The organism is Nitrospirillum amazonense (genome assembly GCF_029594735.1).
Taxonomy (GTDB): Bacteria; Pseudomonadota; Alphaproteobacteria; order Azospirillales; family Azospirillaceae; genus Nitrospirillum; species Nitrospirillum amazonense.
Map to the genome: position 1 here is coordinate 53309 of NZ_JARPAF010000002.1, position 15561 is coordinate 68869.

At 69.1% G+C, this 15561-nt stretch carries 12 protein-coding genes, 1 tRNA gene and 1 riboswitch; of the genes, 7 read left to right on the top strand and 6 right to left on the bottom strand.

Translation table 11 applies throughout. The features are described from left to right. Positions 1-220: 220 nt before the first annotated feature. The 5 genes from P5F91_RS06260 to polA all read left to right on the top strand — a co-directional run bounded on the left by P5F91_RS06260 (position 221) and on the right by polA (position 7280). Positions 221-2947 (top strand): M1 family metallopeptidase, encoded by a 2727-nt coding sequence (locus P5F91_RS06260; protein ID WP_277906821.1) that lies wholly within the window; start codon positions 221-223, stop codon positions 2945-2947. Positions 2948-3056: 109 nt separating this feature from the next. After that, positions 3057-3380, top strand: a complete 324-nt coding sequence (locus tag P5F91_RS06265; protein WP_277906822.1) for a heavy metal-binding domain-containing protein — start codon at positions 3057-3059, stop codon at positions 3378-3380. A gap of 193 nt (positions 3381-3573) precedes the next feature. Further along, positions 3574-3942, top strand: coding sequence for a hypothetical protein (locus P5F91_RS06270; protein WP_277906823.1), 369 nt, complete (start codon positions 3574-3576; stop codon positions 3940-3942). A gap of 100 nt (positions 3943-4042) precedes the next feature. Beyond that, positions 4043-4119 (top strand) — tRNA-Arg (locus tag P5F91_RS06275). Positions 4120-4277: 158 nt separating this feature from the next. After that, complete coding sequence (gene polA, locus P5F91_RS06280) at positions 4278-7280, top strand: DNA polymerase I (RefSeq protein ID WP_277906824.1); 3003 nt, start codon at positions 4278-4280, stop codon at positions 7278-7280. Between the two features lie 49 nt (positions 7281-7329). Here the strand turns inward: polA and P5F91_RS06285 are convergent, their stop codons facing one another. The 4 genes from P5F91_RS06285 to thiO form a co-directional block, all read right to left on the bottom strand. Next, complete coding sequence (locus tag P5F91_RS06285) at positions 7330-7911, bottom strand: thiamine phosphate synthase (protein ID WP_277906825.1); 582 nt, start codon at positions 7909-7911, stop codon at positions 7330-7332. Positions 7912-7919: 8 nt separating this feature from the next. Continuing rightward, a complete protein-coding gene (thiG, locus tag P5F91_RS06290; protein WP_277906826.1) occupies positions 7920-8693 on the bottom strand; it encodes a thiazole synthase in 774 nt (257 codons plus the stop codon). Then, a complete protein-coding gene (thiS, locus tag P5F91_RS06295) occupies positions 8686-8889 on the bottom strand; it encodes a sulfur carrier protein ThiS (protein WP_277906827.1) in 204 nt (67 codons plus the stop codon). The genes thiG and thiS overlap by 8 nt, the downstream gene beginning before the upstream one ends. Next, the gene (gene thiO, locus P5F91_RS06300; protein WP_186454758.1) at positions 8886-10106 is read right to left on the bottom strand and encodes a glycine oxidase ThiO; all 1221 of its coding nucleotides are present in this window, start codon (positions 10104-10106) and stop codon (positions 8886-8888) included. The genes thiS and thiO overlap by 4 nt, the downstream gene beginning before the upstream one ends. Beyond that, positions 10074-10183: riboswitch (TPP riboswitch) on the bottom strand. (Overlaps the previous gene by 33 nt.) A 187-nt stretch (positions 10184-10370) precedes the next feature. On the opposite strand from thiO, the gene motA reads away from it, so the two are divergent. Together motA and P5F91_RS06310 are read left to right on the top strand one after the other, a co-directional pair. After that, a complete protein-coding gene (motA, locus tag P5F91_RS06305) occupies positions 10371-11231 on the top strand; it encodes a flagellar motor stator protein MotA (protein ID WP_145611036.1) in 861 nt (286 codons plus the stop codon). A gap of 360 nt (positions 11232-11591) precedes the next feature. After that, the gene (locus P5F91_RS06310; protein ID WP_277906828.1) at positions 11592-12194 is read left to right on the top strand and encodes a DJ-1/PfpI family protein; all 603 of its coding nucleotides are present in this window, start codon (positions 11592-11594) and stop codon (positions 12192-12194) included. A 77-nt stretch (positions 12195-12271) separates the two neighbouring features. Here P5F91_RS06310 and P5F91_RS06315 read toward each other — a convergent pair whose 3' ends face one another. Both P5F91_RS06315 and P5F91_RS06320 read right to left on the bottom strand, forming a co-directional pair. Then, positions 12272-13339, bottom strand: a complete 1068-nt coding sequence (locus P5F91_RS06315) for a COX15/CtaA family protein (RefSeq protein ID WP_246134403.1) — start codon at positions 13337-13339, stop codon at positions 12272-12274. A 91-nt stretch (positions 13340-13430) separates the two neighbouring features. Next, positions 13431-15521, bottom strand: a complete 2091-nt coding sequence (locus P5F91_RS06320) for a S9 family peptidase (RefSeq protein ID WP_277906829.1) — start codon at positions 15519-15521, stop codon at positions 13431-13433. Between the last annotated feature and the right edge of the window lie 40 nt (positions 15522-15561).

Sequence of the window (15561 nt, forward strand, 5' to 3'; positions counted from 1 at the left end):
GCGCAACTGGATATAATATCCGGACGGTGCTCACCTCTCCGCCTTTGGCGAAGACGCACATATTTGTCAGGAAGTCCGCAATTGAACTGCGGGGTGGACGCAGGCACACTCAGCGCCAAAGCGTAAAGCGCCCCGCAGTGGCGCCGCGCAATACAAGCGTAGGAGCGGCTGTATGCCCCTGGCCTCGACTAATTTCAAAGGCGTGATCAAAACTGTTCTGGTGACGACTGCGACCCTATGCCTCAGCCCCACGGTTAGTCTAGCGGCCAACGGCCGACTGCCGGGCAACATTTCACCCCTGCACTATGACCTGACGGTCATCCCCAATATCGAGGCCTCGACCTTCGCCGGTGAGGTGCACATCGACATCGACGTGGCCACGGCCACGCCCACGGTGGTGCTGAACGCGGAAAGCCTGACCCTGGACCGCGCGACCATCGACGGCAACCCCGCCACCGGCGTCACCTTGGACAAGGACAGCCAGACGGCCACCCTGACGGCGGCATCCCCCCTGCCGCCCGGCCATCACACGGTGGACATCGCCTACCGTGGCCAGATCGAGAAATCGGCGCGCGGCCTGTTCCAGCTGGACTACACCGCCACGGACGCGCCCGGAAACGGCAAGGGGGGCGCCGGCGTGCCTGCCCGCATGCTGTCCACCCAGTTCGAGGCCGGCGACGCCCGCCGCTTCCTGCCCTGTTGGGACGAGCCCGCGGCCAAGGCCACCTTCACCCTGTCGGTCATGGCGCCCCAGGGCCAGATGGCCGTGTCCAACATGCCGGTGAAGGCGGACGAGGCCATGGCCGACGGCCGCCACCTGGTGCATTTCCAACCCACGCCGCGCATGTCCAGCTATCTGCTGTTCGTGGCCGTGGGCGACCTGGAGCGCGCCACCGCCAAGGCCGGCGACGTGGAGATCGGCGTGGTCGTGCGGCGCGGATCGGTGGACAAGGCGCGCTTCGCCCTGGAGACGGCCGCCGCCATCCTGGCCCGCTACAACGACTATTTCGGCACGCCCTATCCCCTGCCCAAGCTGGACTTCATCGCCACGCCCGGCGCCGGTGGCTTCGGCGCCATGGAGAACTGGGGCGCCATCATGTCGTTCGAGAAGGACATGCTGCTGGACCCGGCCCTGGCCACCGAGGAGGCCCGCCAGCGCGTGTTCCAGGTGGTGGCGCACGAAATGGCGCACCAGTGGTTCGGCGACCTGGTCACCATGGCCTGGTGGGATGACCTGTGGCTGAACGAGGGCTTCGCCTCATGGATGGAGGCCAAGGCTATGGACGCCCTGCATCCCGACTGGTCACCCTGGCTGGTGGCCATGCCGGCGATGGAGCGGGCCAAGCGCCTGGACGCCCGCGCCGCCACCCACCCGGTGGTGCAGCCCATCAACTCTGTGGCCGAGGCGGACGAGGCCTTCGACGACATCACCTATGACAAGGGCCAGGCCGTCATCCGCATGGTGGAGGCGACGGTGGGCGAGACGGTGTTCCGTGATGGCGTGCGCCGCTACATGAAGCGCCACGCCTACGGCAACGCCACCACCCGCGACCTGTTCAAGGCGGTGGAGGAGGCGGGCGCCAAGGACGCGCTGCGCATCGCCACCGATTTCATCACCAAGCCGGGCATCCCCCTGGTATCGGTCAGCGCCACCTGCGGCGCCGGCGACGGCCCCAAGCCGCATAAGGGCAAGAAAGGCGCCAAGGAGACGGCGCCGGCCATGGCCGGCAGCGGCACGCAGGTCAGCCTGCGCCAGGCGCGCTTCGCCACCGAGCCGGTGACCATCCCCGACCAGTACCATCTGAGCGACCGGCTGTGGGCCATCCCCGTCCCCCTCGCCACGGTGGGTGGGGCCACGGTGGGCGCCACGGGCAGGGCCGCCAGTGCGCCGTCGCACGCGCTGCTGACGGCCCTGACGGGCAAGGCCGCCGCGCCCGGCTGCGGCCCCCTGCTGGCCAATGCCGGCCAGACCGGCTATTTCCGCACCGCCTATACCGAGCCGGCGTTCAAGGCCCTGGTCGATCATGTCGACCGGCTGGCCCCCATCGACCAGCTGGGCCTGATGTATGATAGCGCCGCCCTGGGCGAGGCCGGGCAGATGGCCATGAGCGACAGCCTGTCCCTGATCCGCGCCCTGCGCCCGGACGCCGACCCGTCGGTGTGGGAACAGGCGGCCGATTACCTGCGCGACGTGGACGGCTATTACGCCGGCAAGCCCGGCCAGGCCGCCTTCCGCGCCTTCGCCCGCGGCGTGCTGGCGCCGGTGCTGTCCGCCATCGGCTGGGACCCGCAGCCGGGCCAGGGCGATAAGGTGGGTCTGACCCGCGCCGCCCTGATCCGCGCACTCAGCAGTTTCGATGCCACCGAAACGCTGACGGAGGCGGAGCGGCGCCTGGCGGCCGACGGCACCGACCCCACGGCCCTGCCCCCCGGCATCCGCCTGGCGGTCATCACCGCTGTGGCCCAGCACGCCGATGCCGCCACCTTCGACCGGCTGCACGCCCTGGCGTCCAGCACCACCGACGCGCTGGCCCGCCGCCAGCTGTATGGGGCGCTGGGGGCGGTGCGCGACCCCGCCCTGGCGCAGAAGGTGCTGGACCTCAGCCTGACGCCGGAGGTGGGCACCACCATCGCGCCGCAGTTGATCCTGGCCGTGGCCGACGCCAACCCCGACCTGGCCTGGCGCTTCGTCACGGCCCACATCGACGCGGTGGAGGCCACGCTGGACCAGATGCAACGCTATGAGTTCTTCGCCGGCGTGGCGCGCCGCTCGTCCGATCCGGCGCGCATCGGCGAGCTGAACGCCTATGCCGAAGCACACGTGCCGGCCACCGCCCGCCAGGGTGTCGCCAAGGCCGCGGGCGAGATCGCCTACCGGGCCAAGGTGGCGCAGGAGCGGCTGCCCCAGGTGGACAGCTGGCTAGCCGCCCTGCCGGCCACGCACTGACTAAGAACGGCCCCCGTCCTGCGGCGAGGGCCGCCACCCTGACCGAACGCGCTCATGGCGTGGGACGGCGCCCGGGCGTAAGCTTCCCCTCACAGGACAGGAGTGCCGCATGCTGGTGGTGACGACGGAGGCCGTGCCCGGACACCGGGTCGTGGCCGTGAAGGGCCAAGTGTTCGGTGTGGTGGTGCGCAGCCGGGGTTTGGCCGGCAACTTCATGGCCGGCCTGCGCACCCTGGTGGGCGGTGAGATCCACGAATACACTCAGATGCTGGAAGAGGGCCGCCGCCAGGCCATCGACCGCATGGTGGCCAACGCCGGCGCCATGGGGGCCAACGCCGTGGTCATGATGCGCTTCGACAGCTCCGAGATCGGGGAGACCATGAGCGAGATCGTCGCCTACGGCACCGCCGTGGTGCTGGAAGCCGCCGTTTGAGTTTCAGGAGCCGTTTGAGTTTCAGGAGCCGTTTGAGTTTCAGGAAAGGAAAGCCTGCCTAGGGAAAGCCTGCGAACCACCACCAAGCAGAGGGGCCCGACGCCCCGGACGCCCGCCACGGACCGCCGGCCCCGCCATCGATCCGGGCACGCCCGCCGCCAGGGCCCCCGAACAGGGGAAGGAGACGTCCATCATGTCCGTGCTACATGTCCATTTCGGATCCGGTCCCGGCCACGCCCGGCAACGCCGCTCCCACCTGCGCCAGCCCGCCTGCACCTGGCTGATGATCGGCAGCGCCCTGGCCTTCGCCGCCACCCTGGCCGTCTGGTACATGGGCATGGTTACCGTCTTCCCCATCGGCCTGCTGGCCGGCACCGGCGTCCTGTGCCTGGCCGCCTGTGTCGAGCGCGTCGCCTACAAGCCCTTGACGGGCCTGCCCGGCCCCGGCTGGCAGGACACGGGCGAGCGCTTCACCGACCCCGGCACCGGCGCCCCCGTCGCCGTCTACTACAACCCCACCTGCCTGGAACGCCGCTACGTCCGTCTGGACCGGGAGCCCTGAGCGGCGCGCCAGCCGGCACGCACCATAGCGTTTGCATTGCCCGGAACTTGCCTGTATGGTGCGCGCCGCGCCGCCGGAAACCCGGTGTGTCGCCCGGCATGGACCCGTAGCTCAGCTGGATAGAGCGCTGCCCTCCGAAGGCAGAGGTCGTACGTTCGAATCGTATCGGGTCCGCCACCTTTCCCTTTCATATCGTCGACAGCCCTTCCGGCCCGTGGCCTGACATCCGCCACCGCCCCTCGACAGCCCCGCCCCAAATCGGCCATGGTGCGGTCCCGGGACGCCTGCGTCGATGCGCCCGTCCCTTCCCGTCCGTTACGCCGAAGATGCCCGCCATGGCCGACACGCCCGCCGCCGCAACCGCCCCCATCCCCGTTCCGCCGGACGCGCCCACGCCCGTGACCGGTGTGCCGGCCGTGCCGGGCGAGCTGAAGGAGACGCTGTACCTGGTGGACGGCTCGGGCTTCATCTTCCGCGCCTATCACGCCCTGCCGCCGCTGAATCGGCCGGACGGCACGCCGGTGAACGCGGTGCTGGGCTTCACCAACATGCTGATGAAGCTGCTGGCCGACGTGAAGGTGCATTCCGTCGCCGTCATCTTCGACAGCAAGCGGGAGAATTTCCGCAACGCCATCTATCCGGACTACAAGGCCCACCGGCCGCCGCCCCCGGAAGACCTGATCCCGCAGTTCGACCTGATCCGCCAGGCGGTGGACGCCTTCAACCTGCCCTGCCTGCATCTGGAGGGGTATGAGGCCGACGACCTGATCGCGACATACGCCCGCCTGGCGCGGGAGGCGGGGCGCGACTGCGTCATCGTCTCGTCCGACAAGGACCTGATGCAGCTGATCACCGACGGCGTCGGCCTGCTGGACCCGATGAAGAACAAGAGCATCGGCCGGGACGAGGTGCTGGAGAAGTTCGGCGTGGTGCCGGAACTGGTGGTGGATGTGCAGTCCCTGGCCGGCGACAGCGTGGACAACGTGCCGGGCGTGCCCGGCATCGGCATCAAGACCGCCGCCCAGCTGATCACGGAGTATGGCGGGCTGGACGCCCTGCTGGAGCGCGCGCACGAGATCAAGCAGCCCAAGCGGCGCGAAGCCTTGACCGTGCATGCGGAGATGGCCCGCATCTCGCGCCAGCTGGTGAAGCTGGAGGCCAACGTGCCGGTTCCTGAGCCGCTGGAGAACCTGACGGCGCGCAAGCCCGACCATGACAAGCTGATCGGCTGGCTGCGCGAGCAGGGCTTCCGCTCCGCCATCCAGAAGGTCGAGAACGACATCCTGAAGGCCAATGGCGGCAATGGGGGTGCCACCCGCGCCGGCACCGGCGCCCCGGCCCTGACGCTGGAGGCCACGGCCGGCGGCGGGGCGGAGCAACGCACCGATGCCGTGCGCGCCGCCTACAACAGCCGCTTCTACAGTACCGAGGCCGCCCCCATCGGGGAGCCCAAGATCCCCGCCCCCACCGAGATCGTGTACGAGCTGGTGCAGGACGCCGCCGTGCTGAAGCGCTGGATCGATGAGGCGACCCTGGCCGGCACGGTGGCCATCGATACCGAGACCGACGGGCTGTACCCCGACCGAGCCAAGCTGGTGGGCTTCTCCCTCTCCCACACGCCGGGCCGCGCCTGCTACGTGCCCCTTAGCCACATTAACCCAGACGCTCCTAAGGAGCAGGCCGGCGGCTTTGATTTCGGCGAGGCGCCGCCTCCGCCGCCGCAGATTCCGCTGGACGAGGCCCGCGCCCTGCTGGCGCCGCTGCTGGCCGACCCGTCGGTGCTGAAGGTGGGCCATAATCTGAAGTTCGATATCCGGGTGCTGGCCCGCCACGGCTTCGCCCCCGGCCCGGCCGCCATCGCGCCCGTGGACGACACCATGCTGCTGTCCTACGCCCTGGGCGCCGGCGCCCACGGCCATGGCATGGATGAACTGGCGCAGCGCCACCTGGGCCATACCTGCATCACCTTCGACGAGGTGACGGGCACCGGCAAGAACCGCATCACCTTCGACCGCGTGCCCCTGGACCGAGCCTGCGCCTATGCGGCGGAGGATGCGGACATCACCCTGCGCCTGCACCAGGTGCTGAAGGCCGACGTGCTGCGCCGCCACCTGATGACGGTGTACGAGACGCTGGACCGCCCCCTGACGCCCGTGGTGGCGACCATGGAGGAGGCCGGCATCCTGGTGGACCGGGCCATGCTGGCCGAGCTTTCGCGCGATTTCGCCGGCCGCCTGGCCGCACTGGAACAGGAAATCCACACCCTGGTGGGCCACCCGTTCAACGTCGCCAGCCCCAAGCAGCTGGGCGAGGTGCTGTTCGACGAGATGGGCCTGCCCGGCGGTAAGAAGGGCAAGACCGGCGCCTATTCCACCGACAGCAGCGTGCTGGAACCCCTGGCCGAACAAGGGGTGGAAGTAGCGCAGAAGGTGCTGGACCATCGCCAGCTGGCCAAGCTGAAGTCCACCTACACCGACGCCCTGCAGGAGGAGATCAACGCCGGCACGGGCCGCGTGCACACCTGCTTCGCCCTGGCCGCCACCGCCACCGGGCGCCTCAGCTCCACCGATCCCAACCTGCAGAACATCCCCATCCGCACGGAGGAGGGGCGCAAGATCCGCCGCGCCTTCGTGGCGCCGGAGGGCCATGTGCTGCTGTCCGTGGACTACAGCCAGATCGAGCTGCGCCTGGTGGCGGAGATCGCCGGCGTGCCGGCCCTGAAGCAGGCCTTCACCGAGGGCATCGACATTCACGCCATGACGGCGTCCCAGGTGTTCGGCGTGCCGCTGGACCAGATGACCAGCGAGATCCGCCGCAAGGCCAAGGCCATCAACTTCGGCATCATCTACGGCATCTCCGGCTTCGGCCTGGGCCGCCAGTTGGGCATCGGCGCCGGTGAGGCCGGCGCCTTCATCAAGCAGTACTTCGAACGCTTCCCCGAACTGGCCGGCTATTTCGAGAAGACCAAGGCCGAGGCCAAGGAAAAGGGCTACGTCACCACCCTGTTCGGCCGCCAGTGCTGGATCCAGGGCATCAAGGAAAGTAACGCCGCCCGCCGCGCCTTCGCCGAGCGCCAAGCCATCAACGCCCCCATCCAGGGCACCGCCGCCGATATCATCCGCCGCGCCATGGCCCGCGTGCCCGCCGCGATGGCGAATGCCGGCCTGACCGGCCGCATGCTGCTGCAGGTGCACGACGAACTGCTGTTCGAGGTGCCGGTGGCGGAGGTGGACGCCACCGTCCCCGTGGTGCGCCAGGTGATGGAGGGCGCCGCCAGCCTGTCCGTGCCCCTGGTGGCCGAGGCCGGCACGGGGCGGAGTTGGGGCGAGGCGCACTGAGCGCGCTTCAGGCGCCGGCGCCAGCATTCGCTGCCTCGGCTGTCCTCGCCTAGCCCCACGCCGCCAGCAGGTCCCGCACCACGGCGCCTGGGTCGGCCGCGCGCATGACAGTGCCCATGACGGCCAGGCCAGCGGCGCCAGCCGCGCGGGCCTGCGCCGCGTTGACAGCAGTGATGCCGCCGAGCGCCAGGGCACCGGGCAGGCGGGATAGCGCCTGGGGGCCCAGGGCGGGACCATAGCCGGGCTTGGATGGCGTCTCGAAAATGGGGCTGAGGGTGGCGTAGTCGGCGCCGCCCAGGCCCTCCTCCGGATGGTGGCGGGACAGGCCGACCAGCGCCTGGGCCCCCAAGCGAGCGCGGGCCGCCGCCACGTCGCCGCCCGCCCCCAGATGCACGCCGTCACACAGCATCGCCGCCGCCAGGTCGCCGTGCACCGTCAGCAGGGCGCCGTGGTGACGGGCGATGGGGACCAGCCGGCGCACCAGATCCAGCCGGTCCTGGGCGGCCAGGTTCTTTTCCCGCACGCTGGCCCAGCGGCAGCCGGCGGCGAACACGCGGTCCAGCACTTGGGGCAGCGGCAAGGACGCCTGTCGGCGGTCGGTGATGACCAGCAGGGGTGGGGCGGGCAACACCACCCCACCTATCCCCCGATCAGCCCCAGCTCTGGGCTGGAGGCTTCGGCGCGGGTGCGCTTCGGGATGCGGCCGGCCAGGCGGGCAAGGCGACCTGCGATGACGGCGTGGCCCATGGCGGCCGCCATGCGCACCGGGTCCTTGCTCTTGGACACGGCGGTGTTCAGCAGCACGGCGTCGCAGCCCAGTTCCATAGCCAGGGCGGCGTCAGAGGCGGTGCCGATGCCGGCGTCCAGGATGACCGGCACCGTGCTGCGCGCGCATATCATTTCGATATTGTAAGGATTGAGGATTCCCAGCCCCGTGCCGATGGGCGCCCCCAGGGGCATGACGGCGGCGCAGCCGACGTCGGCCAGACGGCGACAGACGATGGGGTCGTCGGTGCAATAGGGCAGGACGGTGAAACCGTCGTCCACAAGCTGGGCGGCAGCGGTCACCAACTGCTCCACATCCGGGTACAGCGTCTCGCGGTCGCCGATCAGTTCCAGCTTGATCCAGCTGGTGTCCAGCGCCTCGCGCGCCAGCTGGGCGGTCAGCACGGCGTCCTTCACCGTGGCGCAGCCGGCGGTGTTGGGCAGCAGCCAGGCCCTGTCGCGCACGAGGTCCAGGATGCCCTCGGCCCCGCCCTCCATATCCACCCGGCGGATGGAGACGGTGACCACTTCAGCGCCCGACGCCGCCAAGCTGTCCAGGAACACCTGCTGGTTGGGATAGCCCGCCGTGCCCAAGAACAGGCGGGAGGTGAACGCCTTGCCGGCGATGCGGAACAGGTCTTCAGCCACCTTGCAGCACCTTCACGATTTCGATGGCGTCGCCGTCGGCGACGGCACGCTCCGCCCAGCGGGCACGCGGCACCACGGTGCCGTTGATGGCCACGGCGATGCCGCGGGAATCCGGCCCCACCCCCGCCTCGCCCAACAGGGCCGGCAGGTCCAGGCCGTCCGCATGGTCGCGGGCCTTGCCGTTCACGGTGATCATGCACGCCTCACGTCAAGCTCAGTTCGCTGGCCAAATCGCCCGATGCCGAAGGGCGCCAGCAGCGGGTCCACCCGGCCGGTCAGGATGTGGTCGGCGACCAGGTCGGCCGTGCCGGGCGTCAGCAGGATGCCGTTGCGGTGGTGGCCGGTGGCCATGACCAGGCCGGCGACCTCGGGCACGGGCCCCAGGATGGGGGCGTCGTCGCGGCTGCCGGGGCGGTGGCCCACCCACATCTCCTCGATGGGCAGTTCCTCCACCCCGGGCAGGGCCCGCCACGCGGCCTCCAGCAGGGCCAGCACGCCGCCGGCCGTCAGATGGTCGTCCCAGCCCTTGTCCTCGGTCGTGGCGCCCACGATCAGGCGCCCGTCCAGACGGGGCACCAGATAGCATTTGGGCGGCCACACCACATGGCGCAACAGCGGCTGGGCCGGGTCCATGCGCAGGGCCAGCATCTGGCCCTTCACCGGCCGCACCGGCGGCACCGCGCCTTCCGGCAGGCCTGGCAACTGGCGCGACCAGGCGCCGGCCGCCAGCGCCACCACGTCGGCGGGCTTCAGCGCGCCATCCACCACCACGCCATCGGTGCGGCCCGCCGTCAGCGACAGCGCCTCCACGGCCGCGCCCTCGTGCAGGCGGGCGCCCGCCTTCAATGCCGCGGCCTTCAGCGCCACGGCCAGCTTGCGGTTGTCCACCTGGCCGTCATCGGCGCCCAGCACGCCGGCGGCGGCGCGGGGGTTCAGCCACGGCTCACGCTCCTTCACCTGCGCGCCATTCAGCCAGGCGACATTGAGGCCCAAGGACCGCTGGAACTCGAAGCCGCTGCGCAGCACCTCCACATCGTCGCGAGTCAGGGCCACCTGCACCGTGCCGTCCGTGCGCAGGTCGACGGGCAGGCCGCTGTAAGCCTCCAGCTCGGCGGCGAAGGCGGGCCAGCGGCGCTGGCTGTCCAGGGTCAGGGGCAGCAGCGCCTGCTCCCCCGGTTCCGTCTCCACGGCGGCCGCCAGCATACCGGCGGCGGCATGGGTGGCACCCCGGCCAGCGGTCCCCCGATCATAGATGTCGACCGCGCAGCCGGCGGCGGCCAGGCGCCAGGCGATTGACAGGCCGATGCAGCCGGCACCGATGACGACCACCCGGGGGGCGACGGACGGCTTGGCAAATGAATGGCCCGAAGGCGGATGATAGGTCACGGTCTCGCGATCTCCCTTCGCCGGCATGATCCGGAGCAGGTTCCATGGGTCTGATCTCAGCCGCGGGCCCGGTGGTCAGGCGGGCGGCACCCCAGTCGATGGCGGGAACGATGGCGGACGGGGCGTCCGAATTCAAGGGTCTTGCCGTCATGGCTGGGTGACAGGGCGGCGTTCGACATCCCCCGTCCGGGCGCGCCGATGCGCCGTCGGCCTACCCCATCAGGGATTTGACAAGTAGGCCGATTGTCTGGACTCTGCGAACCTTAGGGGTCCAGCTACCAAGGTCTGCTCATGTTTGCCGCCATCGGCCTGCTCGGCGTGTTCATCTGCGTGTTCGGGTCGTTCATGATTTTCGGCGGCAAGATCGGCATCATCCTTGAGGCCCTGCCTGGCGAATTCATGACCATCGGCGGCGCCGCCATCTGCGGCTTCATGGTGGCGAACAGCACCCACACCATCAAGCAGGCGCTGGGTGCGGTGAAGCGCATCTTCCCCGGCGCGAAGTTCCACAAAAAGGAATACATGGAGCTGCTGTCGCTGCTCTATCAAATCCTGAAGACGATGAAGACCAAGGGCGTGCTGGCCATCGAGCAGCACATCGAAAAGCCCCTGGAAAGCAACATCTTCAACGCCTACCCCTCGATCATGAAGGATCCGTTCACGGTCAAGTTCATCGCGGACTACCTGCGCATGTTCTCCATCGGCGTGGACAACCCGCATGAACTTGAGGCGCTGATGGAGCAGGAGATCGACAAGGCCAAGCACGAGGACCTGCACTCCAGCCACGCCTTCCAGACCATGGCCGACGCCATGCCCGCCCTGGGCATCGTGGCCGCCGTGCTGGGCGTCATCAAGACCATGGCGTCCATCACCGAGCCGCCCGAGGTGCTGGGCAAGCTGATCGGTGGCGCCCTGGTCGGCACCTTCATGGGTATCTTCCTGTCCTACTGCATCATCGCCCCCATCGCCTCGCGGCTGAAGGGCGTGGCGGAGGAGGAGAACCAGTTCTACCACGTCATCCGGGCGGCCATCACATCCCACCTGGCGGGCTACGCGCCCCAGGTGTCCATCGAGGCGGCACGAAAAAAGGTGCCGACGGAGTACATGCCCGACTTCAACGAGTTGGAAGAGGCGCTGTCGGCGATTAATTGACGCCGGCAGGCGGCGGGCGCCCCCCATCCCAAAGTTTAGGTCAAGGCGGGCGCGAGCGTGCCAGAGCCCGGCCATGCACCCGCAACCCAGCCATGCCGCACTGCAACCCCGATTCGGTCTTAATGCGATTGACCTGGGGCGCCGGAGAGGCCAACTACGGTGCCATGCGAATAGAGCGTCATCCCATCGGCCCGGCATGCATCACGACAGCCGCCCACGCCTGACGCTTTGCCATGGCCGCCTGTTCCTGGGCGGCCATTTTCACGAGGCAGCATCCATCGCGCCTTGCCAACGGCGCCGTCCCCTGGGGAACGGCGACGGGCGGGTGTCGGGCCGCCGAAACAACATAGGAGACGTAATTTGACCGATCAGCCGCTCGCTGGAAAAGCCGTTGCCATCCTCATCGCCAACGGCTTCGAAGAAGTGGAAATGACCGAAGCCCAGCGCGCCCTACTGCGCGCCGGCGCCGCGCCCAAGATCATCTCGCCCGAGCAGGGTCTCGTGAACGGCTGGCACGGTACGTCCTGGGGCCACTACTTCCCCACGGACAAGCAGATTGGCGAGGTGCTGGCCGCCGACTTCGACCTGCTGGTCCTGCCGGGCGGTGAGCGCAGCGTGACCAAGCTGGCCGCTAACCCGCACACCCGTCGCATCATCGGCAGCTTCATGGACGCCGGCAAGGGCGTCGCCGCCATCAACCACGGCGTCCAGCTGCTGGCCGTGGCCCAGCGTCTGAAGGGCCGCACCGTGACCGGCAACGAGGCGATCCGCGAGACCGTCGAGGCCGCCGGCGCCACCTGGGTGGCCGAGGAAGGCCAGAACATGAACATCGACCGCCAGCTGCTGACCGCCCGCGGTCCGGAAGAGGTGGTGCCGGAGTTCATCGAGACCATGCTGCGCGTCTTCGCCGACGCCATCGAGTACCGCCGTCAGCTGCTGGCCGAGAAGGCCGCCGCCGCCTGATCAGGCCGGCATACGGAATGAAAAAAGGGCGCGTGGCATCCAGCTTCGCGCCCTTTTTGTTTATCCAGATGAGGCGCTCACCCCCGCCGGTATTCCACCACCGTCCAGGTGAACAGGCCCAGCAGGACCAGGGCGCCGGCCTGGTGGGTAGCGGCCACGTGCACCGGCACGAACATCAGCAGGGTGCTGATGCCCAGGCTGATCTGCACCAGCACCATCGCGGCCACGGCGATGGCCAACGTCCGCACCCGGCCCTGGACGTCAGCACGCAGGGCGCGGAAGGCGTAGGACCAGACCACCAGGCCGGTCAGGATGGCCAGCCAGCGGTGGGTGAACTGCACCGCCGCCGTGTTCTCCAGGATGTTCAGCCAGATGGGGCTGAGGTTCCACATCTCCTCCGGCGCGAAGGTGCCGTTCATCAGCGGCCAGGTGTTGTAGGCCTGGCCCGCGTCCAGCCCGGCGGTGAAGGCACCCCACACCATGGTGGTGGCGACCAGGGCCATGGCAATACCGGCGTGGCGGCGCAAACTGCCGCGCGCCCGGTGCAGGCTGCCACTGGCGGCAGGGAACAGCAGCGGCAGGGCCGTGGCCAGCATGGCGACATAGATCAGCACCGCCAGCGACAGGTGGGCCGCCAGGCGGTAGTGGCTGACATCGGGCCGGTTCACCAGGCCGCTCTTGACCATGTACCAGCCCAAGGCGCCCTGCAGCCCGCCCAGAACGAACAGGCCGGCCAGGCGCGGCACCAGGCTGCGCGGCACGCGGCGGGTGGCGAGAAAGACCAGGAAGGGCAACAGGAAGACGAGGCCGATCAGGCGCCCCACCAGGCGGTGGAACCACTCCCAAAAGAAGATGCCCTTGAACTGCGCCAGGTCCATGCCGCTGTGCTTCAGCGCGAATTCCGGCGTGGCCTGGTACTTGGCGAACTCCTCCGCCCAGGCGGCGTCCGACAGGGGCGGCAGGGCACCCGTCACCGGCTTCCATTCCGTGATCGACAAGCCGCTTTCCGTCAGGCGGGTGATGGCGCCGATGACGGCCATGGCGAATACCAAGCCGGCACAGACCAGCAGCCAGATGCCGATGGCGCGATAGGGCGCGCGGGTGGCGGCACGGGCGCGGGCGGTGGGGAAAGGCGTGACGGTCACGGGATGGGGCCTTTGAAAAGTAAAGGGCTGGAGCGGACTATAAGCCCGCCCCAGCCCCCCTTACAAATGCCCGGCATTGGACGAATTGCCCTTACAGCCCCTTGCCGAAGGCCCGCAGCAGGAAGGCCTGGGTCAGGGCCACCTCCTTCAGCTTGTCGAAGCGGCCGGCGGCACCGGCGTGGCCGGCCCCCATCTCGGTGCGCGACAGCAGGACATGGTCGTCGGTCTTGAGCGTCCGCAGCTTGGCCGTCCACTTGGCTGGTTCCCAATAGGTGACGCGCGGGTCGCTGAGGCCCGCGGTGATCAGCAGGTGGGGATAGGCCTTGGCCGCCACGTTGTCGTAGGGGCTGTAGGACTTCAGCCGCTGATAGACCTCGGGCTCGTTGGGATTGCCCCACTCGTCATACTCGATGACCGTCAGGGGCAGGCTGTCGTCCAGCATGGTGTTGACCACGTCGACGAAGGGCACCTGGGCCACGATGGCGCGGAACAGGCCCTCGGGCGCCATGTTGGCCACCGCACCCATCAGCAGGCCGCCGGCGCTGCCGCCCTCGGCCGAGATGTTGCCGGCCTTGGCATAGCCCTGGCCCGCCAGGAACTGCGCGGCATCGATGAAGTCGGTGAAGCTGTTGATCTTCTTCTCCAGCTTGCCGTCCTCGTACCAGCCGCGCCCCAGTTCATCACCGCCGCGGATGTGGGCGATGGCGAAAGCGAAGCCCCGATCCAGCAGGCCCAGCCGGTTGGCCGAAAAATAAGGGTCGATGCCGTTGCCGTACGCGCCATAGGCGTAGAGGTGCAGGGCGCCGGAGCCATCCTTGGGAAAGTCGCGGCGGTGGACGATGGAGACGGGGATCAGCGTGCCGTCGCGCGCCGGGGCCATCAGGCGGGCGCTGACATACTGGTCGGCGTCGTAGCCGCTGGGAATTTCCTGGACCTTGCGGATGGCCAAAGTGCGGTCGTTCAGGTCGTAGTCGTAGACCGTGGGCGGCGTCGCCAGCGACTGGTAGCGCAGGCGCAGCAGGCCGCCGTCATAGTCGAAGTTGGCGCCGGGGCCGACCTCGAACGCCGCGTCGGGGAAGGCGATGTCGTGGGCGCCACCTTTCTTATCCAGCACCCGCACCACCTGGGCGCCGTCCACCCGGGCATAGACCACCAGCCAGTCGCGGAACGCCATGTGGCCGGTGAGGTAGGTGCGGTCGGCCGGGGCGATGACCTCCACCCAGTTGGCCTCCGCCGTATCGGCCAGCGGCGCCTTCACCAGGCGGAAGTTGCGGTGGGTGTCGTTGGTGATGATCCAGGCGGTGTCGCCCTGATCCTCGACATTGTATTCGTGACCCTGGCGGCGGGGCAGGACCAGGCGGGGCTCACCCTCCGGCTGCGCGGCGTCCAGAAGCCGCACCTCGGTCGACACGTTGTTGTGGGCGACGATGCGGATGAACCGGCCGGACAGGGTCAGGTCCAGGCTGACCATCCAGGCGGGGTCGGCCTCCTCATAGACCAGCACGTCCTCGGTCAGGGCGGTGCCCAGGCGGTGGCGCCACACGGTCTTGGGCCGCTGGAACTCATCCTGGCGGATGTAGAACAGGTGCCGGCCGTCGGCCGCCCAGGCGACGCCAGGCGTGGCGTCGGCCGCCCCCTCCAGCACCAGGTCACCGGTGGACAGGTCCTTCACCCGCACGCCGTAGCGTTCGGAGCCGTCGGTGTCGGCGGTGTAGGCCAGGTAGCGACCGTCGCGCGTCGTCTCGAAATCCGCCACGCGCATGAAGTCGTGCTGCGCCGCCAGGACGTTGACGTCCAGCACCACCTCCTCTTCAGAGGTGCCGGCGGCCCAGCGCACGAAGACGGGGTAGTTCTGGCCGGCAGCGAAGCGCGACTGGTAGAAATAGCCGTCGCGGCGGTAGGGAACGCCGGTGTCGTCCTCCTTGATGCGGGCGCGCAGTTCGGCCACCAGGGCGGGGCGCAGGTCCCCCTCCCCGCCCAGCACCTGCTCGATATAGCCGTTCTCCGCCTCAAGGTAGGACAGGATGTCCAGGTCCTTCACCTCGGGGAAGGCCGGGTCGCGCAACCAATCGTAGGGGTCGACGCGAACCTCGCCGTGGGCCGTCTTCTCCACCGGCCAGACCCGGGCCACGGGCGGCTTGGCGAAAGCGGACTGGCGGAAGGGGACGTCGGAAGCGGACATGGATGGAGACACCAATGGTTGTGCCGCCCGCGTCGGGAAT

Coding starts and splice junctions, on each gene's coding strand:
- P5F91_RS06265 (WP_277906822.1), top strand. CDS start 3,057: ATGCTGGTGGTGACGACGGAGGCCGTGCCCGGACACCGGGTCGTGGCC.
- P5F91_RS06270 (WP_277906823.1), top strand. CDS start 3,574: ATGTCCGTGCTACATGTCCATTTCGGATCCGGTCCCGGCCACGCCCGG.
- polA (WP_277906824.1), top strand. CDS start 4,278: ATGGCCGACACGCCCGCCGCCGCAACCGCCCCCATCCCCGTTCCGCCG.
- thiS (WP_277906827.1), bottom strand. CDS start 8,889: ATGATCACCGTGAACGGCAAGGCCCGCGACCATGCGGACGGCCTGGAC.
- thiO (WP_186454758.1), bottom strand. CDS start 10,106: ATGCCGGCGAAGGGAGATCGCGAGACCGTGACCTATCATCCGCCTTCG.
- motA (WP_145611036.1), top strand. CDS start 10,371: ATGTTTGCCGCCATCGGCCTGCTCGGCGTGTTCATCTGCGTGTTCGGG.
- P5F91_RS06320 (WP_277906829.1), bottom strand. CDS start 15,521: ATGTCCGCTTCCGACGTCCCCTTCCGCCAGTCCGCTTTCGCCAAGCCG.